Source organism: Xanthomonas sp. LMG 8993, assembly GCF_009835065.2.
GTDB lineage: Bacteria > Pseudomonadota > Gammaproteobacteria > Xanthomonadales > Xanthomonadaceae > Xanthomonas > Xanthomonas arboricola.
In genome coordinates, this window is sequence record NZ_QVIF02000005.1 from 20,892 (window position 1) to 41,606 (window position 20,715).

Consider the following 20,715-nt stretch of genomic DNA (forward strand, 5'->3'; position numbering starts at 1 on the left):
AGCGCGCGCTGACTGCGGTCGTCACGCAATCTGTACCGGGCGGTTCAAATAATTGTATGGTTGCGCCGCCTTCGCCGGACCGCTGATGCGGTACGTCGTCGCGCGCGCCTCGCCCACGACACAGGACGCCTCACCTTGAGCAACCACGACCAGCAGTCCAACGACGGCCAGCCTTCGGGCACGGATGCGCAAGGCACCGGCGCGCACAACGAGCAGGAGCCGCCCAAGCCCTCGCCGTTGAAGAACCCAAAGGTCAAATGGACGCTGATCGTGGTCGGGGTGCTGGTGGTGGTGCTGCTGGTGATCTGGCTGGCCTATTACCTGATCAAGGGCCGCTACATGCAGGACACCAACAATGCCTACCTGCAGGCCGACTCGGTCGCCGTGGCGCCGCGGGTCAGCGGCTACGTGACCAAGGTGATGGTGGGCGACAACCAGATCGTGGAAGCCGGCCAGCCGCTGCTGCAGATCGACGACCGCACCTACCAGGCGAACCTGCAGCAGGCCGAAGCCGCGATCGCCGCGCGCCAGGCCGATATCGCCGCGGCCACCGCCAACGTGTCCGGGCAGGAGTCAGCGCTGGTGCAGGCGCGTAGCCAGGTCACCTCGGCAGCGGCAAGCCTGACCTTCGCCCAAGCCGAAGTGAAGCGCTTCGCCCCGTTGGCCGCCTCCGGCGCCGACACCCACGAGCACCAGGAAAGCCTGCAGCACGAGCTGCAACGTGCACGCGCCCAGTACCAGGCCGCGCAGGCGCAGGCCAAGGGCGCGCAGAGCCAGATCCTGGCCAGCAACGCGCAGCTGGAGCAGGCCCAGGCCGGTCTCAAGCAGGCCAGCGCCGATGCCGACCAGGCCCGTGTGGCGGTGGAAGACACCTTGCTGACCAGCCGTATCCACGGCCGCGTCGGCGACAAGACCGTGCAGGTCGGCCAGTTCCTCGGGGCCGGCACCCGCACCATGACCATCGTGCCGCAGGAATCGCTGTATCTGATCGCCAATTTCAAGGAAACCCAGGTCGGCCTGATGCGTCCTGGCCAGCCGGCCGAGATCGAGGTCGATGCCTTGTCGGGCGTCAAGCTGCACGGCAAGGTCGAGAGCCTGTCGCCGGGCACCGGCTCGCAGTTCGCGTTGCTGCCGCCGGAAAATGCCACCGGCAACTTCACCAAGGTGGTGCAGCGCGTGCCGGTGCGCATCCGCGTGCTGGCCGGCGACGAGGCGCGCAAGGTGCTGGTGCCGGGCATGTCGGTCGAGGTCACCGTGGACACGCGCTCGGCCAAGGACGCCAAGCAACGGGCCGAGGAGGAATCCGATCGCGTGCAGGCGCAGGAGCGCGCGCGATGAATGCAACGGCAGCCACCGGCCCGCGTGCCGGCGGCAGCGCGCAACGCGAGAAGGCCGAGCCGGGCGCCTGGCTGGCGGTGCTGGCCGGCACCATCGGCTCGTTCATGGCGACGCTGGACATCTCCATCGTCAACGCGGCGCTGCCCACCATCCAGGGCGAGGTCGGCGCCAGCGGCACCGAAGGCACCTGGATCTCCACCGCGTACCTGGTTGCCGAGATCATCATGATCCCGCTGACCGGCTGGTTCGTGCGCACGCTGGGCCTGCGCAACTTCCTGCTGATCTGCGCGCTGATGTTCACCGCGTTTTCGGTGGTGTGCGGGCTGTCGACCTCGTTGACGATGATGATCATCGGCCGCGTGGGGCAGGGCCTGGCCGGCGGTGCGCTGATTCCGACCGCGCTGACCATCGTTGCGACCCGGCTGCCGCCGAGCCAACAAACGATGGGCACCGCGCTGTTCGGCATGACCGTGATCATGGGCCCGGTGATCGGCCCGCTGCTCGGCGGCTGGCTCACCGAGAACGTCAGCTGGCACTACGCCTTCTTCATCAACGTGCCGATCTGCGTCGGCCTGGTGGCCTTGCTGCTGCTTGGCCTCAAGCATGAAAAAGGCGACTGGGCCGGCCTGCTCAATGCCGACTGGCTGGGCATCTACGGCCTGACCGCCGGCCTGGGCGGGCTCACCGTGGTGCTGGAAGAGGGCCAGCGCGAGCGCTGGTTCGAATCCAGCGAGATCAACGCGCTGAGCGTGATCGCGCTCAGCGGATTCGCTGCACTGGTCGTGGGCCAGTTCCGCAAGCGGCCGCCGGTGATCCACCTGTCGCTGCTGCTGCATCGCAGTTTCGGCGCGGTGTTCGTCATGATCATGGCGGTGGGCATGATCCTGTTCGGCGTCATGTACATGATTCCTCAGTTCCTGGCGGTGATCTCCGGCTACAACACCGAGCAGGCCGGCTACGTGCTGCTGCTGTCAGGCCTGCCGACCGTGCTGTTGATGCCGATGATGCCCAAGCTGCTGGAGGTGGTGGACGTGCGCATCCTGGTGATCGCCGGGCTGATCTGCTTTGCCGCGGCCTGCTTCGCCAATCTGTCGCTGACCGCCGACACCGTGGGCATGCATTTTGTCGCCGGCCAGTTGTTGCAGGGCTGCGGCCTGGCGCTGGCGATGATGTCGTTGAACCAGGCGGCCATTTCATCTGTGCCGCCCGAACTGGCCGGCGATGCGTCGGGCCTGTTCAACGCCGGCCGCAACCTGGGCGGCTCGGTGGGGCTTGCGCTGATCTCCACCTTCCAGGAGCGCCGCATGACCTTCCATACCGAAACCATCGGCAGCGCGATCACCGCCAATTCCTCGCGCGCGCAGGACTTTCTTTCCGGGCTGACTGCGCAGATGCAGGGCAGCGCCGGCGGCGAGGCGGCCATTCGCTCGGTCGCGCAGCTGGCGCGCCTGGTGCAGCAGCAGGCCCTGGTGATGACCTATAGCGATCTGTTCTGGATCTTCGGCGTGATCGTGGTCTGCACGATTCCGCTGGCCTTTTTGCTCAAGCCGTTACCCAAGGGGGCGCACCTTGCAATGCACTGATTCCATGCGCTTGATCCGCATGCCCCTGGCTGCGGCGTTGAGCGTGGTTTTGCTCGGCGGCTGCATGCTCGGCCCCAACTACACCAAGCCCCCGGCAGTGGCCGACACGGCGGTGCAGGCGCCGGCCCTGCATCGCGCTGCTGGCGCCGACGTGGTCGCTGCCGCGCCATTGAATCATTGGTGGGAGCAACTGCAGGACCCGACCCTCACCCAACTGGTCACCCAGGCCCTGGCCGACAGTCCCAACCTGCGTGCGGCGCAGGCGCGGCTGCGTGCCAACCGTGCACTGGCCAGCCAGCGCCGTGCCGAACGTCTGCCCAAGCTCAACGCCAGCGCGGTGTATGCGTATGCCGAGCCGCCGCAGACCATCGGCGATACGCTGGGCGGCTTGCAGAACGGCCAGAACGGCCAGCCACCGGCACAGGATAGCGAGGCGCTGGATCTGGAAAAGACCCAGATCTACAGCGCCGGTTTCGATGCCAGCTGGGAACTGGATTTCTTCGGCCGCCGCCGTCGCGCGGCCGAAGGCGCGCTGGCGCAGGCGCAGGCCTCGGAAGCCGAGCTGGCCGATGCGCAGGTGCAGCTGGCAGCCGAAGTGGGGCAGGTGTACCTGAACTACCGCGGCTTGCAGGCGCGGCTGGCGATCGCCGATGCGAACCTGGACAAGATCGGGCAGACCCTGCGCCTGACCCAGCAGCGCCGCGAGCGCGGCGCGGCCTCGGACCTGCAGGTCGAACAGATCGCCACGCAAGTGCAGCAGCAACAGGCGCAGCGCCTGCCGTTGGAGATGCAATCGCAGGAAGCGCTGGATCAACTGGCGCTGATGGTGGGGCGCGAGCCCGGCGCGCTGGACGCGCAGTTGAGCGCGCCGCAGCCGTTGCCGATGCTGCCCACCCAGGTGCGCGTGGACGATGCCGGCGCCCTGATCCGTCGCCGCCCCGATGTGCGCAAGGCCGAGCGCGAACTGGCTGCCTCCAGCGCGCAGATCGGCGAGGCGTTGAACGGGTATTTTCCGCAGGTGAGCCTGCTGGGCGGCCTGAGCTGGGTCGCCGGCTCGCCCAGCGATTTCAATTCCGACGCCTTGACCACGCTGGCGGTGCCGATGCTGCGCTGGTCGATCTTCGACTTCGGCCGCACCAAGGCACAGGTGGAGCAGGCGCGTGCCGGCAACGCCGGTCGCGAGGCGGCGTACGAGGGCGCGGTGCTGGCTGCGTTGCAGGATGCCAATTCGGCATTGGCGCGCTTCGGCTCGGCGCGCAAGCAGCTGGTGGTGGCGCGGCAGGCCGAAGCCTCGGCCACGCGTTCGGCCGGCTTGATGCAGCAACGGCGCGATGCCGGTGCCACCTCGTCGATCGATCTGCTCGACGTGCAGCGCCAGCAGCTGTCCGCGCAGGACGCCGCCGCACAGGCACAGGTGCAGTTGCTGGTGAACTACGTCGCGCTGCAGAAGAGTCTGGGTCTGGGCTGGAGCGCGCCGGTGCCGGAGCCACGCTGATCGATAGCCGTCGCGGCGGGCGTCGGCGCTTTGTTCGCGCTGGGGTGTCGCTCTGCCGTTGCAGACAGAGTGTTGCTGCAGCGCCCGCGCCGGCAGGCGGTCACCCGATGTAGCAGGTCGTCGTCGGCTCGCTGCAGGCGAGACGCCTGGACGCAAATGGACGAGTGCTGATGTCGCACCAAGCACTGGCGGCGCCAGCGTTCTGAGGTGCACAGTCGGTGCCGGGCCACGCTTCGCAATCGAGAGGATCCATGGCAGTTACCGAGGCCGCAGCGCCGCCGCTTTCCCCTGGCGACAACGCCTATCTGAGCATCCGCGAGGTCCGCAAGGAATTCGATGGCGTCGTCGCGGTCGACGAGGTCAGCCTGCAGATCCGCAAGGGCGAGATCTTCGCGCTGCTGGGCGGCTCGGGCAGCGGCAAGTCCACCCTGCTGCGCTGCCTGGCCGGCTTCGAGCGGCCGACCAAAGGCCGCATCGTGCTCGATGGCCAGCCGATCGACGGGTTGCCGCCGTACGAGCGCCCGATCAACATGATGTTCCAGTCGTATGCGCTGTTTCCGCACATGAGCGTGGAACAGAACATCGCCTTTGGGCTGAAGCAGGAGGCGCTTTCCAAGCCGGCGATCGCGGCGCGCGTGGGCGAAATGCTGGAGCTTGTGCAGCTTGGCAACCTGGCCAGGCGCAAGCCGCATCAATTGTCCGGCGGGCAGCAGCAACGCGTGGCGTTGGCGCGCTCGCTGGCCAAGCGGCCCAAGCTGCTGCTGCTGGACGAACCGATGGGCGCGCTGGACAAGAAGCTGCGCGCGCAGATGCAGCTGGAACTGGTCAACATCATTGAGACCTCTGGCGTCACCTGCGTCATGGTCACCCATGATCAGGAAGAGGCCATGAGCATGGCCACCCGCATCGCGTTGATGGACCAGGGCTGGATCCAGCAGGTCGGCACCCCGGACGAAATCTACGAACAACCGGCCAACCGGTTCGCTGCCGACTTCATCGGCTCGGTCAATCTGATCGACGCGGTGATCGTCGAGGACAAACCCGACTACGTCGGCCTGAAGGCGTCGGCCTTCGACGCCAATATCCGGATCGGCCACGGCATCACCGGTTTCGAAGGGCAGGCAGTGGCGTTCGCGCTGCGCCCGGAAAAACTGGTCATCGGCAAGGACGAACCGGCCCAGGCCTGCAACAAGGCGCAGGGCGTGATCGAGGACATCGCCTATTTCGGCAGCCATTCGGTCTATCACGTGCGCCTGCCCGGCGGTTTCAAGCTGATGGCCAACTTCGCCAACCGTCAGCGCTGGGCCAGCGAAGCGCTGACCTGGGGCGACGCCGTCTGGCTGAGCTGGGGCGAGGACGACGGCGTGGTACTCACCGCATGAGGCGCCTGATCCGCGCATTGCCGGGCGCGCGCTGGGGCGTGATCGCCGCACCGTATCTGTGGCTGCTGGTGTTCTTCGCCATCCCGTTCCTGATCGTGCTGAAGATCTCCTTCGCCGAGCGTGCCACCGCGATGCCGCCGTACACGCCGTTGTTCGCCGTTGCGGCCGATGGGGCGCTGAGCCTCAAGCTGCATCTGGGCAATTATCTGGTCATGCTGCGCGACAGCCAGTACCTGGCGGCGTATGCGAGTTCGATCAGGATCGCCGCGCTGTCGACCGTGTTTGCGCTGTTGATCGGCTACCCGATGGCCTATGTCATTGCGCGTCTGCCGCTGGCCACGCGCAATGTGGCGATGATGCTGGTGGTGCTGCCGTCATGGACCTCGTTCCTGATCCGCGTCTACGCCTGGATCGGCATCCTCGACGGCAACGGCCTGCTCAATCAGGCGCTGCTGGCGCTGGGAGTGATCCGCCAGCCCTTGCAGTTGCTGTACACGCCGCTCGCCGCCTACATCGGCATCGTTTACTGCTATCTGCCGTTCATGGTGTTGCCGTTGTACGCCAATCTGGTCAAGCACGACCAGCGATTGCTCGAAGCCGCCTACGATCTGGGCGCGCGGCCGTGGCAGGCCTTCGTGCGCATCACCTTGCCGCTGTCGCGCAACGGGATCGTTGCCGGCTGCATGCTGGTGATGATCCCGGCGGTGGGCGAATTCGTGATTCCGGAAATGCTTGGCGGGCCGGACACCTTGATGATCGGCCGTGTGCTGTGGGGCGAGTTCTTCAATAATCGCGACTGGCCGGTGGCCGCGGCGGTGGCTACGGTGATGTTGCTGCTGTTGCTGGTGCCGATCGTGCTGTTCCACCGTTATCAGCGCGAGCTGGAAGGGCGGCTGACATGATGCGCGCCTCTCCCGGCACGCGCCTGCTGGGCGCTGGCGTGCTCGCGCTGGGCTTCGGCTTTCTGTATCTGCCGATCCTGTTGCTGATGGTCTACTCGTTCAACGCCTCGCGGCTGGCGATGGTGTGGGGTGGCTTTTCCACGCGTTGGTACGGCGAATTGCTGCGCGATCGCCAGTTGCTGGAAGCGGCCTGGGTCAGCCTGCAAGTCGCGTTCTGGACCGCCTGTGCATCGACGGTGCTGGGGACGATGGCGGCGCTGGCGATGGTGCGCATGCGGCGTTTTCCCGGCAAGACCCTGTTCGGTGCATTGATCACCGCACCGCTGGTGATGCCGGAAGTGATCATCGGCCTGTCGATCCTGTTGTTGCTGGTCTCGATGGGCGGTGTACTCGGGATCGCACCGCGTGGCGCGGTGGCGATCTGGGCGGCGCATGTCACCTTCACCGTCTCGTTCGTCACGGTGGTGATTTCCTCGCGCCTGCAGGAACTGGATCGCTCGCTGGAAGAGGCGGCGATGGATCTGGGCGCGACACCGCTGAAGGTGTTCTTCCTGATCACCTTGCCGATCATCGCTCCGGCATTGGTATCGGGCTGGCTGCTCGCATTCACGCTGTCGCTGGACGACGTGGTGATCGCCAGCTTTCTGGCCGGGCCCAGTTCGACCACCTTGCCGATCAAGGTGTTTGCGTCGGTGCGGCTGGGCATCAGCCCCAAGATCAACGCACTTGCCACGCTGATGGTGCTGGCGGTGTCGATCGCCGCAGTGATCGGCTGGTGGCTGCTGGCGCGTGGCGAAAGACGCCGCCAGCGCGATGCGCAACTGGCGCTGCAAGCTGCTTCCTGAGCAGGCACCAACATGGGGGGGGCGAATGCATCGCCACCAGCGGCGGCCAGACGGCTGCGAACGCCGACGCCACAGACATCCACGATGGCTGCACGCCGATTGCGGACGCCTGATTCGGCCACCGGACGCCGGGCACGGCAGTTGGTTGGGCCGCTGTTACCTGGCCGGAGGCGTGTACCCGCTGTCCCAGGGCTGCGGCTTGGTCAGGTAGCACTGATACTCGGCGCTGATGTCGTAGCCCTGTTGCTCGACCTTGGGTTGTTCGTCGGCGCGATCCTTGTCCCTGTTCTTGCCGTTCTTGTCGCCGTCGTCCTTGGATTTCTGCTTGCTCGGATAGATCGTGACCATGTTCGGCGACGAGTGCGCGGTGACGAATTGGCGGATGGCAGTCTCCGAGCAGGCCCGCAGTGCCTGTTCCTCGCAGGGTTGGCTGGGATTGGGCAGCGTGTTGGTGCAGCTCACGGTGACAAATCCGTTCGGGCCGGGACGCGGGCCGTGCAGCATGTCCTGCAGGACGGCGCATCCCGGCAGGCAGGCGCCGATGCCAAGTACAACTAGAACAATCAGATCCCGGCGCATCGTGGTGGTCTTCCGTGAATGGATGAAGCTGCCAAGTGCCGAATGCTAGAGCATTTTTGTGCGGTGGGACGGTCGGGACAGGGCAGGGACGCTTTCGTTCGCGTGGCTGGGAGCGTTGTTCCGGTTGCCAGTGATCCGCGAGCGGTGCGATGGAGGTGCGGCATTGCGTCGCGGCGTGGGTAAACACAGCGTTGCAGCGATTTGCCGCGGTTGTGACGCGGCTGCAACTTGCCGACGACTAGCATGGCGGGCCTGTAACAGGAGACCGTCATGTCCTACGACACCGTCAACCCGGCCAATGGCCAGGTCGAACATACCCAGCACACCCTGGACGCCGCCGCCATCGAGGCGCGTCTGGCTGCTTCCGCCAAGGCATTTCCGCAGTGGGCGGCGCTGCCGCTGGCCGAGCGCGGCGCGCTGCTGCGCCGGGTCGGCGAAGAGCTGACCCGGCGGCGCGACGACCTGCAGCGCATCATGACCGCCGAGATGGGCAAGCTGCGCCACGAGGCGCTGGCCGAGGTGGACAAGTGCGCGCAGGGCTGCGCCTATTACGCCGAACATGCAGCCGACTACCTGGCGCCGCGCGATATCCCGACCGAGGCGCAGTCCAGCTATGTGCGCTACGAGCCACTGGGCTGCGTGTTTGCGGTGATGCCATGGAATTTTCCGTTGTGGCAGGCGTTCCGTTTCCTCGCCCCGGGTCTGATGGCCGGCAATGTCGCGCTGCTCAAGCACGCCAGCAATGTGCCGCGCTGCGCCGATGCGATGAAGGAGGTGCTGGATGCCGCCGGTATTCCGCCCGGCGTGTTCGATGTGCTGCATATCGACAATGACCAGGCTGCAGACTTGTTGCGTGACGATCGCATTGCCGCAGTGACGCTGACCGGCAGCGAGCGCGCCGGACGTTCGCTGGCTGCAAATGCGGGCGATCAGTTGAAGAAGTGCGTGATGGAACTCGGCGGCAGCGATGCGTTCGTGGTGCTGGAGGACGCCGACCTGGAGCACACCGTCGCCTCCGCCGTGCAGTCGCGGTTCGACAACAGCGGGCAGACCTGCATCGCCGCCAAGCGCTTCATCGTGGTGGACGCCATCGCCGATCGCTTCATCGAACGCTTCGTTGCCGCTGCCTCTCAGCGCGTGCTCGGCGACCCGCAGCAGGAGGGCACCACGCTGGCGCCCATGGCCCGCGCGGATCTGCGCGACGAGCTGCACAAGCAGGTGCAACACAGCGTGGAAAAGGGTGCCAAGGTGCTGCTGGGCGGCGAACCGGTACCCGGTTCGCATGCAGGCTATCCGGCCACCATCCTCGATCATGTCGCCCCGGGCATGCCGGCCTACGAGGAGGAGTTTTTCGGCCCGGTTGCATCGGTCATTCGCGTGCGGGATGAAGCAGAAGCAGTACGCGTGGCCAACGACACCAGCTTTGGCCTGGGCGGCAGCGTGTGGACCTCCGATGCCAAGCGCGGCGAGCGCGTCGCGCAGCAATTGCAGTGCGGCGCGGCGTTCGTCAATTCGGTGGTCAAGAGCGACGTGCGGCTACCGTTCGGCGGCATCAAGCGCTCGGGCTTCGGCCGCGAGCTGGCCGAGCACGGCATCCACGAGTTCATGAACATCAAGACGATCTATGTGGCTTGAGTGCGGGGATTGGGGATTCGGGATTGGGGATTCATAAAAGCAGGCAGCCTTCCTTCTCCCCCTCGGGAGAAGGTACCGGAAGAGCGGATGAGGATACGTGCAGCAAGCGAGCAGAAGTCACTCGTCCTGCTCCAACCAATCCCCAATCCCCACTCCCAAATCCCGGCCGCAAAGCGGCCTAAAGCCACCGCGCTCGCTTGAACAGGCGATACAACACCAGGCACGAGGCGACCACGCCGGCTACCAGCAGCGGGTAGGCATAAGGTTTGTCCAGCTCGGGCATGTGGGTGAAATTCATGCCGTACCAGCTGGTGATCAGGGTGGGCGCGGCCAGCAGGGCGGCCCAGGCGCCCAGGCGTTTGACGGTTTCGCCCTGGGCCAGGGTCACCATCGACAAGTTGACGCTCAGCGCGGTGCCCAACATTTCGCGCAAGGTGTCGATGGCGTCGTTGATGCGCACGGCATGGTCGAGTACGTCGCGCAGGTAGATGCCGACCTCGTCGTGGATCAGCGAGCCGGGGTTGCGCTTGAGGTGCGAGAGCACGTCCTGCAATGGCGCCACCACCAACCGCATCTTGTTGAGTTCGCGCTTGAGCTCGTACAGGCGCACCACGGTTTCGCGCTTGTAGTTGTCGGCGAAGATGTCCTTTTCCAGGCCTTCCAGCGTGTCGCGGAACTCGTCCATGATCGGCAGGTAGTTGTCGACCACGAAGTCGAGCACGCCATATAGGCAGAACGAGGCGCCCATGCGCAGCATCGCCGGTTCGCGTTCGACCCGGTGCCGCACCGGCGTGTACGACAGCGATGCGCCATGGCGCACCGTCAACAGAAAGCGCGCGCCCAGAAACGCATGCGTCTCGCCGTAGCGGATGCGCTCGTTGACCAGTTGTGCTGTGTTGACCACCACGAACAAGGAATTGCCGTAGCTCTCGGCCTTGGGACGTTGGTGCGCCTTGAGCGCATCCTCGATGGCCAGATCGTGCAGGCCGAACTCATCCTGCAGCTTGTGCAGCACCGACTCCTGCGGCTCGTACAGGCCGACCCAGACAAAGCCATCCGGGCGCTGCAGCACGTCGCTGATCTGCTCCAGGCTGATGTCGTGGCGCTCGCCCTGGCCGTCGTAATAGGCGCAGGTGATGACGCAGGAGGGGTTGTCCGGATGGCGGCCGTGGTGGTTCATGGGCGCATCCTGGATCAGCGCGTGCGGACGGACAAGTCACGCCGCCGCAACGCGATGGCGAGCGCGGCATGGATCGGCAACAGCAGCAGCACCCACTGCAGGTTGTCCTGCGCCTGGAACGACAGCCAGTGGATCAGCAGCGCCAGCAGTGCCGCGGCGGCCACCACCCAGCGCAGCACATCGAACCAGCGCCCGGGCCGGCGCCCGCGCAGCACGGCGATGCCGCCGATCAACAGCAGCACGCACAGCGGGTTGACCAGCAACAGGTTGCGATTGGCCCAGGCCGACTGATGCGCGGTGAAGCCCCACAGATACACCAGCAAGCCGCCGCCGATCGCGCACAGCAGCCAGTACGGCAGGGCCAGGGCGGCCAGCACGCGTTGCCGGCGACCGAGTGCCAGCACGCCGGCAGCGACGATCAGCCCGGTCAGCAGCCATGGCCACCAGTGGCGCTGCTGTTCCGCCGGCTCCGGTGCGATGCGATGCGGCAGCAGGACCTGGGTGGACTGCACCAACGGGCGGCCGGCGCCGTTGTGCACCTGGGTCAGGCTGTCGGCCAGGCGCATCGGCACGAAGGCTTCCTCCCAGCGCGACAGCGGGCGGTCCGCATACGGCCCCAGGCCCAGGTCGAAGCCCAGCCACATCCATGGGGCAGGGGAGGCCAGGCGCACCGCTTCGCTGCGGAAGGTGTTGCCGCGCGAGCGCCCGGCCAGTTGCGATTTCAACGCGCCACCCATGGCGCGGTCCAGCGTGTCGCGGACCATGGTGGCGCAGTTGGCCACGAAGTAATCGTAGTGGTAGCGCGCGTTCTCGGGCTGGCTGCGGATGGCCAGCCCGTCAGCCAGCGCGCGCGCCTGGTCCGGTGGCAGGTCCAGCCACTGGATGCTGACGCCGCGGCCGACCGCACGGTATTGCTGCAGGTCTTCTTCCAGCGGCAACGCGACCAGGTAATACATCATCTCGCCGCGCGCAAAGCGGGGGACGAAATCCGGCTCGCCGGGGTCGAAGAAGCCAAAGTTGTACGAGGTGGCCTGCCCGGTGACGGGATCGACCACCACGATGGCATCGTGGCCGAAGCGCTCGAAGAACACCTCGCCCGGCTGCATGGTGACCACGCCGACCCGCGGTGCCGGCACATTGGGCTGGGCAGGCGCCTGCCCGGTGGCCTGGGCCATGGCGGCAGGTGCCACCAACCACGCCAGCAACAGCAGCAGACACGCCGCCGCGCAGCGCCGGATGCTGCCGCGGGCTGGCGCTGCAGCAGTGACGCGGTACCAACGGTTCAAGCGTCGTCCTGCGGGTCTGGCGGCAGAATGGTCACGTGGAAGGCGTGCACACGCCGCGCATCGGCCTTGGCCACACGGAAGGCAAAGCGCCCCAGCGTCAGCTCTTCGCCGGTTTCCGGCAGGTGGCCGATCGCATCGGTGACCAGGCCGCCGACGGTGTCGTACTCGTCATCGGGGAAGTCGGCACCAAAGCGCTCGTTGAAGTCTTCGATCGGCGTCAGCGCATCGACCACATAGCGGCCGTCGGCCTGGATCGCGATCAGCGAATTCTCGTCTTCGGCATCGTCGTGCTCATCGTCAATCTGGCCGACGATCTGCTCCAGCACGTCTTCGATGGTGACCAGCCCGGCGACGCCGCCGTACTCGTCCACCACGATCGCCATGTGGTTGCGCGACAGCCGGAATTCCTTGAGCAGCACGTTGAGCTTCTTGGACTCGGGGATCAGCACCGCCGGGCGCAGCAGTTCGCGCACGTTGCCGGGGCCGTTGTCGGCAACCACGCCGCGCAACAAGTCCTTGGCCAGCAGGATGCCGAGCACTTCGTCCTTGTTCTCGCCGTGCACCGGGAAGCGCGAATGGCCGGATTCCACCACCTGCTTCATCAGGTCGATGAAGCGCGCCTCCACCGGCAGCGAGACCATCTGCGAGCGCGATATCATCACGTCGCCCACGGTGAGCTCGGACACGGAGATTGCGCCTTCCATCATGCGCAAGGTGTCTGCAGCGATGAGACCGTCCTGTTCGGCGGTCCGCAGCAGCGCGACCAGTTCGTCGCGGGTATGGGGTTCGCCAGAGAAGGCAGCGCTCAGGCGCTCGAGCCAGCTACGGCGTTTTTCGGGTGTTTCTTGGGATTGGCTACTGTCGTCTTCGGACATCGTGACGTGGGACGGCACCCGGCAAACCAGGCGATAGCCGTCAGTCTAACAGGAAGCCGCTAAGGCGCTGTGGACGGGGCCGGGGTGGGCGCTGCGCTTCAGGGCAGGTCCAGGCTGTAGCCGCAGCCGACCACGGTCTTGCCCGGATGCGACTTCACGTTGGAGACGCTGAGCACGATCGATTCGATCATCGCCTCGCCGGTCTTGGGGTTGGTGGTGTCTTCGCTGACCAGCTCACGGCCGTACATGACCTTGTCGGCGTTATCCACGCCCAGTTCCAGGTTCAGCTGTCTGGCCAGCGGGCGCGGGTCGGGCAGGTCCAGCAGCGCCATGACGCTGGCCCCGGAGAACGCGATGTGGGTGGTGCTGTGGCCGAACACGCTGATCGGCGTGTTGAGCGTGTACTCGGTCATGAACAGGTTGGCCTGGTCTAGCGGCGTCCAGCCCAGCGCCACCGCCTTGAGCGGGTCGGCCAGCACCGGTGCCAGCGCGTTGAAGTCGCCAATACGCTGGCGGCATTCGATCAGGGCCGGCAGGTCGGGGCGTGCCGGCGCGGCCTGCGCCCAGGCGCTGGAGCAGGCCAGCAACAGCGACGCGGTGGCGAGGCAGGCCTGCATCAGCGCTCTCCCGCGTACGGGTCGTCGATGCCGAGATCGGCCAGGATCTCGCGTTCGAGTTGCTCCATCGCATCGGCTTCCTTGTCGTCTTCGTGGTCCCAGCCAAGCAGATGCAGCGTGCCGTGCACGGTCAGATGGGCGTAATGCGCGGCCAGCGACTTGCCTTGTTCGGCCGCCTCGCGCGCCACCACCGGCGCGCAGATCACCAGATCGCCGAGCAGCGGCATCTTGACGCCCTTGGGCAGGCCTTCGGGTAAATCGGCCGGGAAGCTCAGCACATTGGTGGCGTAATCCTTGCCCCGGTAATGATGGTTGAGCGAGCAGCCTTCCTTCTCGTCGACAATCCGCACCGCCAGGTCGGCCTCGCGGATGCGTCCCTTCAGCGCAGCGGCCACCCACTTGCGAAAACTCACCGCCGACGGCAGACCGGCGCGCGGCAGCGCATAACTGACAGCGACGTCGAGGCGGACAGGTCCACGGGTCATGGCGAGAGTTTCCTGGGCAGAGGGTCAGCGCGTGCAGGTGATCAGCAGAATCACCGCAGGCCCGTTGGCCACGCGGTAGCTCGAACTGCCGATCGGGCCCCGCCCGCAGCCGCGATTGTAATCCCGCACCCGCAAGCTTGAAACGAATCCTGGCTGGTCATGCAGCCAGACCGCACGCGATCGGGATGCCCGGCGACGGCGACGACTGCGTCTGTCAGCGCCAGGCTGACAGGGCGCGAACTCACTCAGACTGTTGCTTGGCGGCAGCGTCCTGCTGATCGCGCTTTTCATAGGCCGTGACGATGCGCTGCACCAGCGGGTGGCGCACCACGTCGCGCGCTTCGAAGAAGGTGAAGCTGGCGCCGTCCACATCGCGCAGCACCTCGATTGCGTCGCGCAGGCCGGACTTGACGTGTTTGGGCAGGTCGATCTGGGTCAGGTCGCCGGTGACCACCGCGGTGGAGCCGAAGCCCAGCCGGGTCAGGAACATCTTCATCTGCTCGATGGTGGTGTTCTGCGCCTCGTCCAGGATCACGTAGGCATCGTTGAGCGTGCGGCCGCGCATATAGGCCAGCGGCGCGATCTCGATGACGTTCTTTTCCAGCAGCTTGACCACTTTTTCCACGCCCAGCATTTCGTAGAGCGCGTCGTAGAGCGGGCGCAGATACGGGTCCACCTTCTGGCTAAGATCGCCGGGCAGGAAGCCCAGCTTCTCGCCGGCTTCCACCGCCGGGCGCACCAGGATCAGCCGCTGTACGCGCGACTCGTTCAGCGCCTCGACCGCGCTGGCCACGGCCAGGAAGGTCTTGCCGGTACCGGCCGGGCCGATGCCGAAATTGATGTCGTGCGTGGCGATCGCATGCAGGTACTTGGCCTGGTTGGCGCCACGGCCACGCACGGTGCCGCGTTTGACCTTGATCGCCACGTCCTGGGCCACGTAGGAACGATCGACCACCTGCTCGACATTGGCATCGTTCAGGCGCAGGTGGATGGCGTGGTTGTCGAAGGTGGTGGAGGCGGCTTCCTCGTACAGGGCGGTCAGCAGCGTCTGCGCGGCGGTGATCGCCGGCTCCGGGCCGGTGACGCGGAAGACGTTGCCGCGGTTGGCGATCTCCACGCCCAGCTTGAGTTCGATCTGGCGCAGGTGCGCGTCGAACGGGCCGGCCAGGTTGGCCAGGCGCTCGGTGTCGTCGGGGTCCAGGGTGAAGTCGCGATGTGCAGGTGAATTCATGGTCGGATCGGACCGCGCACGCATGCGCTGGTCGGTTGGGCGGCAGACGAGGGTAGCGCGCAGCGCGTGATCCCACCAACACGCCCGGCTGCCGCAAGCGCATGGTCATGGCCGGTCCCCGGTGGTGTGCACGGGTTTTCCACAATCGCTGTGGAGTCACGCATCACTAACCTGTGGATAAAAATCGTGGCGCCTACTCGCACAAGGTCCGGCAGGGACACGGTGAAAAAATCACCACTGCGATGGCGGTTGTCCACAAGCGGTGTGGATCGAATTCGGCAAAGCCTGTGGGTAAGTGCTCGCACGCCTTATGCCGCAAGGTGTTGCAGACAAGTGGTGAAATTTTGATCACTTGCCTTGCGTGCCGTGTGACCAGGGACGTCGGTGTCGTTGCTGTGCGCGATCACGACCATGCTTGGCGTATGCGAGCAATGCGCGCCGTTGTTGACCTAGACCGACCACGGCTTCGTAGCGCGCAGATGCTGGGGCGCCGATCGGCGAATGCAGTGCGGCAGCACGCAGCTGCGTGCTTGCCGAAGATCGAGGTGCGAGGCACGACGCGCGTGACCTCAACGCAATTGCCAGCGTGTTGCACGCACGCAGCTGCGCAAAGCAACGCAACAACAATCGCAGGCAGACGCAGCATCGCGTGCCCGGCCGCAGCACTACGGAAGTAGTGACCAACCAACGCGCACCTTCCAGTCAGCACGACGCGATGTATGCCGTGGCGCCACGCGCCCCGGCACCTATGCGGTATCAGCTGTCGCTGTCGTCCACCTGGATAAGACCACGCAGCGAATTGCTCATCGCCTCGGTGATCAGGACATCGACGAACTGCCCGATCAGGCGCGGGTTACCGGGGAAATTCACCGGGCGCATGTTCTCGCTCTTGCCGGTCAATTCGTTCGGATCGCGCCGCGACGGGCCTTCCACCAGCACCCGTTGCACGCTACCGACCATGGACTGCGAAATGCGCGTGGCGTGCGCGTTGATCTGTGCCTGCAAACGCGCAAGCCGTGCCTGCTTGACGGCTTCCGGGGTGTCGTCCTGCAGGTCCGAGGCCGGCGTGCCGGGACGCCGCGAATACACGAACGAGAAACTCTGGTCGAAGCCCACGTCCTCGATCAGCTTCATGGTCTTTTCGAAATCCGCTTCGGTCTCGCCGGGAAAACCGACGATGAAGTCCGAGCTGATCGAGATATCCGGACGCACCGCGCGCAGCTTGCGGATCTTGGACTTGAATTCCAGCGCGGTGTAGCCGCGCTTCATCGCCGACAGGATGCGGTCGCTGCCGGCCTGCACCGGCAGATGCAGATAATTGGCCAGCTGCGGCACGTCGCGGTACGCATCCACCAGCGAGTCGGAAAATTCCAGCGGATGCGAGGTGGTGAAACGGATACGGCCGATGCCCTCGATCTGCGCGATGGTGCGGATCAACAGGCCCAGATCGGCGTATTGCGCCGCGTCGCCGGCATCGGCGCCGTACGCGCCGCGATACGCGTTGACGTTCTGGCCGAGCAGATTGATCTCGCGCACGCCTTGCGCGGCCAGCTGCGCCACCTCCACCAGCACGTCCTCGAACGGCCGGCTGACTTCTTCGCCACGGGTGTAGGGCACCACGCAGAACGAGCAGTACTTGGAGCAGCCTTCCATGATCGACACGAACGCCGACGGACCCTCGGCGCGCGGCTCGGGCAGGCGATCGAACTTCTCGATTTCCGGAAAGCTGATGTCCACCTGCGACTTGCCCGATTCGCGCCGCGCGCGGATCAGCTCCGGCAGGCGATGCAGGGTCTGCGGGCCGAACACCAGATCCACATAGGGCGCGCGCTTGACGATGGCCTCGCCTTCCTGCGAGGCCACGCAGCCGCCCACGCCGATGATCACCGGCTTGCCGCCTGCCTTCAGCGCCTTCCAGCGGCCCAGCTGGCTGAACACCTTTTCCTGCGCCTTCTCGCGGATGGAGCAGGTGTTGACCAGCACCACGTCGGCGTCTTCGGGGTTGTCGGTCAGCTCCAGGCCTTCGGAGGCGGCGAGCACGTCGGCCATCTTGGCCGAGTCGTACTCGTTCATCTGGCACCCGTGGGTCTTGATGTAGAGCTTGCCGCGCACCACGGCAGGCGCCGACGGGCGGGCCACCGGCAGCGGCAACAGGGCGGGTGCGTCCACGGCGGTGGCCGCGGACAGGTCGGAAACGGATGTCCCGGGCATGGCGCTTATTCCAGGCGGGTAGAAGATAGCCGCACAGTTTACCCGCTTGCGCCGGGCCCGTCCGCTTGGTCAGGCCTTGGCGTTGGTGGCCTCGGCGCGCGCGAACGCCGGCCGGTCGGCCATGCGGGCGATGTAGGCGCGGGTGCTGGCAGGCGGGTCGATCAGGCCGAAATCGACCATCCAGCCCAGCGCGCCGCCCCACAGCACATCGGCCGCGCTGCAGCGCTGGCCCAGGAGATAGTCGCCCTTGGCCAGCTGCGCATCGATCACCTGCAGCACCGTGGCGCAGTCGGCGTAGGGCGAGATCGAGCGCGGCGGCGCATCGCGCTTCATCGCGCGGTCGATGATCGCCGGCTCGAACGCCGAGCCGTAGAAGGCCAGCCAGCGCAGGTAGGCGCCGCGATCGGCATCGCCCGGCGCCGGCGACAGCCCGGCTTCCGGATACAGCTCGGCCAGATACTGGTAGATCGCGCCCTGTTCGGTGACCACGCTGTCGCCATGCCGGATCGCCGGAATCTTGCCCATGGGGTTGATCGCCAGGTACGCGGGCGCGAGTTGCTCGCCCTTTTCCAGATTGACGATCTGCAGGTCGTAACTGGCGCCGAGCTCTTCCAGCAGCACCAGCACGCCGCGCGAACGCGAACGGGGATTGTGGAACAGGGTGATGTGGCGCTGGTCGGACATTGCGGTTTCCTTGGTGGATGCGGAAGGCATAGAGAACGAGGTGCCAGGCAATCCTACGCAGCTATTGCGGACAGTTTCTGTCCGCAATACGGTAACGCGATGGCCTCGACCGCTGCCCGCTTGTTGCGTCTGCTTGCGCTGCTGCAGGGCGGCCGCAGTTGGTCGGGCGTGGCGCTGGCCGAGCGGCTGGAACTGCATCCGCGCAGCGTGCGGCGCGCGATCGAGCGCCTGCGCGAGTTGGGTTACCCGGTGCATGCCGTGCCCGGCGCCGGTGGCGGCTACCGGCTGGGGCAGGGTGCGGCCGCCCTGCCGCTGTTGTTCGAAGAAGACGAGGCGCTGACGGTGGCGATCGCGCTGCGCGCAGCGGCTCCGGCGATACGCGGCATGGATGCGGCGGCGGCGCGGGTGCTGCGCAAGCTCGATCCGCTGTTGCCGCGGCGCAGCGGCCAGCGTGCCAGTGCGGCGCACGCGGCCACCGCCAGTCTGCCGGTCACCGGGGAGGTGGGTGCCCTGGTGGATGCGGCGCTGCTGGCGCAACTGGCCAGCGCCTGCCGCGACCGGGTCACGCTGCGGCTGGACTATCGCCGCCACTCCGGTGCCCCGATCACGCGTTGCGTCGAGCCGGCCCTGCTGGTGAATTACGGGCGGCGCTGGTATCTGCTGGCCTGGGATTGCGAGCGCCAGGACTGGCGCACCTTGCGCGCCGACCGCATCGACCGGGCCGAGACGACCGGCGCGCAATTCGTCGCTCGCGCACTGCCGGAAGAACCACTGCAACTCCTGCGCAAGGCAATCGGCGAGTCGCCGTTTCCGTGCCGGGCCCGGGTACGCCTGCACGGCACGCTGGAGGTACTCGCCGCGCGCATCCCGCCCTGGCTGGGCGCGCTGGAAGCCGACGGGCCGGCGCATTGCTGGTTGGGCCTGGGTGCGCCGAGCATGCCGGCGCTGGCGGCCAACCTGCTGCTGCTCGACCTGCCGTTCGATGCGATCTGCCCGGACGCCGTGCGCGTGCCGCTGGCCGAGGCGCTGAACGCGTTGCGGACGCGGCTGGAGCCGCTGCCCGGATAACCGTGGCGGCCACTTGGCAAGCCCCGGCCAAGCTGGGACACTCCGCCGCATGAAGGGGATGTCAAGATTGCTGGGGCTGTTACTCGTCACGTTGCCGGCAGCGCCGGTCTGCGCCGGCACCTTGTACAAGTGTGTCAGCGGCGACGGAATCACCAGCTACCTGAGCAAGCGCCAGAGCGGCGCGACCTGCAGCGTCATCAGCAGCTACACCCCGGAGCGATCCGCGCGCCGCGCGCCGGCGGCCATGGCTCGCCCGGCGCAGGGCATGGCCGCCGGCCCGGAGCGCGCCAGCACCTCGATCGACAGCGGCGCGCCGGCCACCATCATCAGTCAGCCGGTTGGCCAAGCGCCACGCCGCGCTGCCGAGGTCGCCTCGGCGGTGACGCCGCGCGCGCTGCCGGTGGCGGAGACCTCGGTCGTGCAGGCACCCGCCGCCGCGGTCAATCCGCGCCGGGTGGTCAGCGGGCAGGTCTATTCGTATATGAAGGACGGCGTGCGTCACTACACCAGTGCGCGCCCGCGTCAGGTCGCCAGCATCGAAGGCCTGCGCACCATCCATTACAGCTTCATCGAAACCTGTTACGCCTGCGCGGCCAAGCCCGGCGTCAATTTCGGCGCGATCCGGCTCAACACCAATGCCTATCAGCAGGAAATCACCGCAGCCGCGCGCGAGTTCGGGGTCGAGGAAGCGATCGTGCGCGCGATCATCCATGCCGAGTCGGCCTACAACCCGCTGGCACTGAGCCGGGCCGGCGCGCAGGGGCTGATGCAGTTGATGCCCGGCACCGCGCGCCGCTTCGGCGTCAGCGATGCCTATGATGCAACGCAAAATATTCGCGGTGGCGTGCAATATCTTTCGTGGTTGCTGAAGCGCTTCAATGGCGATCTCACGCTCGCCGCTGCCGGCTACAACGCAGGCGAGGGCGCGGTGGATCGCTATGGCGGCGTGCCGCCTTACAGCGAGACCCAGCGCTACGTCCAACGCGTCGGCGTGCTGGCCGGACGCTATCGTGGGCAGACCACGGCGGCCAACTGAGCCGTGTGCTTTGCATGCATCTGCGCGCGCTGCGGCCTGCTTTGACAGTCGCGCGCCGAAACGGACGTCATGCGGCCACCAGGCCGCGCAGGCCGCCGTTGCACCGGCGCGATAGTGCAGCCAACGCGCAGCATGTCTGCAACTGGCGCGGTCTTTTTTGTCAGCACTGGGTCACAGCTGTACTCCTTGTGCAGGCCTGGCGCGTGACGTGATCGAAGCGTGCCTGCATCCAGTGTTTGCACTGCGCCGGTTCGACTGCGTACATTGCGTTGTCTGTGCATTA

General features: G+C 66.4%; 17 protein-coding genes and 1 pseudogene. 9 read left to right on the plus strand and 9 right to left on the minus strand.

The window, feature by feature from the left end:
• The first annotated feature begins 135 nt into the window (after positions 1–135).
• The 6 genes from DYQ94_RS11175 to DYQ94_RS11200 all read left to right on the plus strand — a co-directional run bounded on the left by DYQ94_RS11175 (position 136) and on the right by DYQ94_RS11200 (position 7,545).
• On the plus strand, positions 136–1,338 hold the full coding sequence (locus DYQ94_RS11175) for an HlyD family secretion protein (protein WP_126966051.1): 1,203 nt from the start codon (positions 136–138) through the stop codon (positions 1,336–1,338).
• On the plus strand, positions 1,335–2,921 hold the full coding sequence (locus DYQ94_RS11180; protein WP_024940507.1) for an MDR family MFS transporter: 1,587 nt from the start codon (positions 1,335–1,337) through the stop codon (positions 2,919–2,921). Before DYQ94_RS11175 ends, DYQ94_RS11180 begins: the two co-directional genes overlap by 4 nt.
• A 4-nt stretch (positions 2,922–2,925) precedes the next feature.
• Positions 2,926–4,416, plus strand: a complete 1,491-nt coding sequence (locus DYQ94_RS11185) for an efflux transporter outer membrane subunit (RefSeq protein WP_160954582.1) — start codon at positions 2,926–2,928, stop codon at positions 4,414–4,416.
• A 251-nt stretch (positions 4,417–4,667) separates the two neighbouring features.
• Positions 4,668–5,798, plus strand: a complete 1,131-nt coding sequence (locus DYQ94_RS11190; protein WP_160954581.1) for an ABC transporter ATP-binding protein — start codon at positions 4,668–4,670, stop codon at positions 5,796–5,798.
• A complete protein-coding gene (locus DYQ94_RS11195; protein WP_160954580.1) occupies positions 5,795–6,700 on the plus strand; it encodes an ABC transporter permease subunit in 906 nt (301 codons plus the stop codon). Before DYQ94_RS11190 ends, DYQ94_RS11195 begins: the two co-directional genes overlap by 4 nt.
• Complete coding sequence (locus DYQ94_RS11200) at positions 6,697–7,545, plus strand: ABC transporter permease subunit (protein ID WP_126966054.1); 849 nt, start codon at positions 6,697–6,699, stop codon at positions 7,543–7,545. The genes DYQ94_RS11195 and DYQ94_RS11200 overlap by 4 nt, the downstream gene beginning before the upstream one ends.
• 156 nt (positions 7,546–7,701) lie before the next feature.
• Here the strand turns inward: DYQ94_RS11200 and DYQ94_RS11205 are convergent, their stop codons facing one another.
• Positions 7,702–8,124, minus strand: coding sequence for a hypothetical protein (locus tag DYQ94_RS11205; RefSeq protein ID WP_054592748.1), 423 nt, complete (start codon positions 8,122–8,124; stop codon positions 7,702–7,704).
• Positions 8,125–8,394: 270 nt separating this feature from the next.
• Between DYQ94_RS11205 and DYQ94_RS11210 the strand changes: the two genes are divergently transcribed.
• Positions 8,395–9,759, plus strand: coding sequence for an NAD-dependent succinate-semialdehyde dehydrogenase (locus tag DYQ94_RS11210; RefSeq protein WP_160954579.1), 1,365 nt, complete (start codon positions 8,395–8,397; stop codon positions 9,757–9,759).
• Between the two features lie 178 nt (positions 9,760–9,937).
• Here DYQ94_RS11210 and DYQ94_RS11215 read toward each other — a convergent pair whose 3' ends face one another.
• From DYQ94_RS11215 to DYQ94_RS11250, 8 genes and pseudogenes are all read right to left on the minus strand, one after another.
• Entirely contained in the window at positions 9,938–10,939 is a 1,002-nt protein-coding gene (locus DYQ94_RS11215; RefSeq protein ID WP_016901627.1) for a magnesium and cobalt transport protein CorA, read from the minus strand.
• Between the two features lie 14 nt (positions 10,940–10,953).
• Positions 10,954–12,225 (minus strand): lipoprotein N-acyltransferase Lnb domain-containing protein, encoded by a 1,272-nt coding sequence (locus tag DYQ94_RS11220; RefSeq protein WP_160954578.1) that lies wholly within the window; start codon positions 12,223–12,225, stop codon positions 10,954–10,956.
• Positions 12,222–13,100 carry a CorC family transporter gene (locus tag DYQ94_RS11225; protein WP_024939270.1) on the minus strand — a complete coding sequence of 293 codons (879 nt, stop codon included), beginning with the start codon at positions 13,098–13,100 and terminating at the stop codon, positions 12,222–12,224. Before DYQ94_RS11225 ends, DYQ94_RS11220 begins: the two co-directional genes overlap by 4 nt.
• 98 nt (positions 13,101–13,198) lie before the next feature.
• Positions 13,199–13,717 carry a hypothetical protein gene (locus DYQ94_RS11230; protein ID WP_160954577.1) on the minus strand — a complete coding sequence of 173 codons (519 nt, stop codon included), beginning with the start codon at positions 13,715–13,717 and terminating at the stop codon, positions 13,199–13,201.
• The gene (ybeY, locus tag DYQ94_RS11235; RefSeq protein ID WP_016901623.1) at positions 13,717–14,202 is read right to left on the minus strand and encodes an rRNA maturation RNase YbeY; all 486 of its coding nucleotides are present in this window, start codon (positions 14,200–14,202) and stop codon (positions 13,717–13,719) included. Before ybeY ends, DYQ94_RS11230 begins: the two co-directional genes overlap by 1 nt.
• Positions 14,203–14,443: 241 nt before the next feature.
• Positions 14,444–15,433, minus strand: a complete 990-nt coding sequence (locus DYQ94_RS11240) for a PhoH family protein (protein WP_160954576.1) — start codon at positions 15,431–15,433, stop codon at positions 14,444–14,446.
• Between the two features lie 756 nt (positions 15,434–16,189).
• Positions 16,190–17,644 (minus strand): tRNA (N6-isopentenyl adenosine(37)-C2)-methylthiotransferase MiaB, encoded by a 1,455-nt coding sequence (gene miaB / locus DYQ94_RS11245; RefSeq protein WP_046343089.1) that lies wholly within the window; start codon positions 17,642–17,644, stop codon positions 16,190–16,192.
• Between the two features lie 38 nt (positions 17,645–17,682).
• A pseudogene (locus DYQ94_RS11250) lies at positions 17,683–18,271 on the minus strand (glutathione S-transferase family protein).
• 156 nt (positions 18,272–18,427) lie between these two features.
• Here DYQ94_RS11250 and DYQ94_RS11255 point away from each other — a divergent pair.
• Positions 18,428–19,396, plus strand: coding sequence for a helix-turn-helix transcriptional regulator (locus DYQ94_RS11255; RefSeq protein WP_160954575.1), 969 nt, complete (start codon positions 18,428–18,430; stop codon positions 19,394–19,396).
• A 49-nt stretch (positions 19,397–19,445) separates the two neighbouring features.
• A complete protein-coding gene (locus DYQ94_RS11260; protein ID WP_160954574.1) occupies positions 19,446–20,432 on the plus strand; it encodes a lytic transglycosylase domain-containing protein in 987 nt (328 codons plus the stop codon).
• Positions 20,433–20,715: the final 283 nt, after the last annotated feature.

Coding starts and splice junctions, on each gene's coding strand:
- DYQ94_RS11255 (WP_160954575.1), top strand. CDS start 18,428: ATGGCCTCGACCGCTGCCCGCTTGTTGCGTCTGCTTGCGCTGCTGCAG.
- DYQ94_RS11205 (WP_054592748.1), bottom strand. CDS start 8,124: ATGCGCCGGGATCTGATTGTTCTAGTTGTACTTGGCATCGGCGCCTGC.
- DYQ94_RS11260 (WP_160954574.1), top strand. CDS start 19,446: ATGAAGGGGATGTCAAGATTGCTGGGGCTGTTACTCGTCACGTTGCCG.
- ybeY (WP_016901623.1), bottom strand. CDS start 14,202: ATGACCCGTGGACCTGTCCGCCTCGACGTCGCTGTCAGTTATGCGCTG.
- DYQ94_RS11200 (WP_126966054.1), top strand. CDS start 6,697: ATGATGCGCGCCTCTCCCGGCACGCGCCTGCTGGGCGCTGGCGTGCTC.
- DYQ94_RS11225 (WP_024939270.1), bottom strand. CDS start 13,100: ATGTCCGAAGACGACAGTAGCCAATCCCAAGAAACACCCGAAAAACGC.
- DYQ94_RS11210 (WP_160954579.1), top strand. CDS start 8,395: ATGTCCTACGACACCGTCAACCCGGCCAATGGCCAGGTCGAACATACC.
- miaB (WP_046343089.1), bottom strand. CDS start 17,644: ATGCCCGGGACATCCGTTTCCGACCTGTCCGCGGCCACCGCCGTGGAC.
- DYQ94_RS11240 (WP_160954576.1), bottom strand. CDS start 15,433: ATGAATTCACCTGCACATCGCGACTTCACCCTGGACCCCGACGACACC.
- DYQ94_RS11215 (WP_016901627.1), bottom strand. CDS start 10,939: ATGAACCACCACGGCCGCCATCCGGACAACCCCTCCTGCGTCATCACC.
- DYQ94_RS11185 (WP_160954582.1), top strand. CDS start 2,926: ATGCGCTTGATCCGCATGCCCCTGGCTGCGGCGTTGAGCGTGGTTTTG.
- DYQ94_RS11180 (WP_024940507.1), top strand. CDS start 1,335: ATGAATGCAACGGCAGCCACCGGCCCGCGTGCCGGCGGCAGCGCGCAA.
- DYQ94_RS11195 (WP_160954580.1), top strand. CDS start 5,795: ATGAGGCGCCTGATCCGCGCATTGCCGGGCGCGCGCTGGGGCGTGATC.
- DYQ94_RS11230 (WP_160954577.1), bottom strand. CDS start 13,717: ATGCAGGCCTGCCTCGCCACCGCGTCGCTGTTGCTGGCCTGCTCCAGC.
- DYQ94_RS11190 (WP_160954581.1), top strand. CDS start 4,668: ATGGCAGTTACCGAGGCCGCAGCGCCGCCGCTTTCCCCTGGCGACAAC.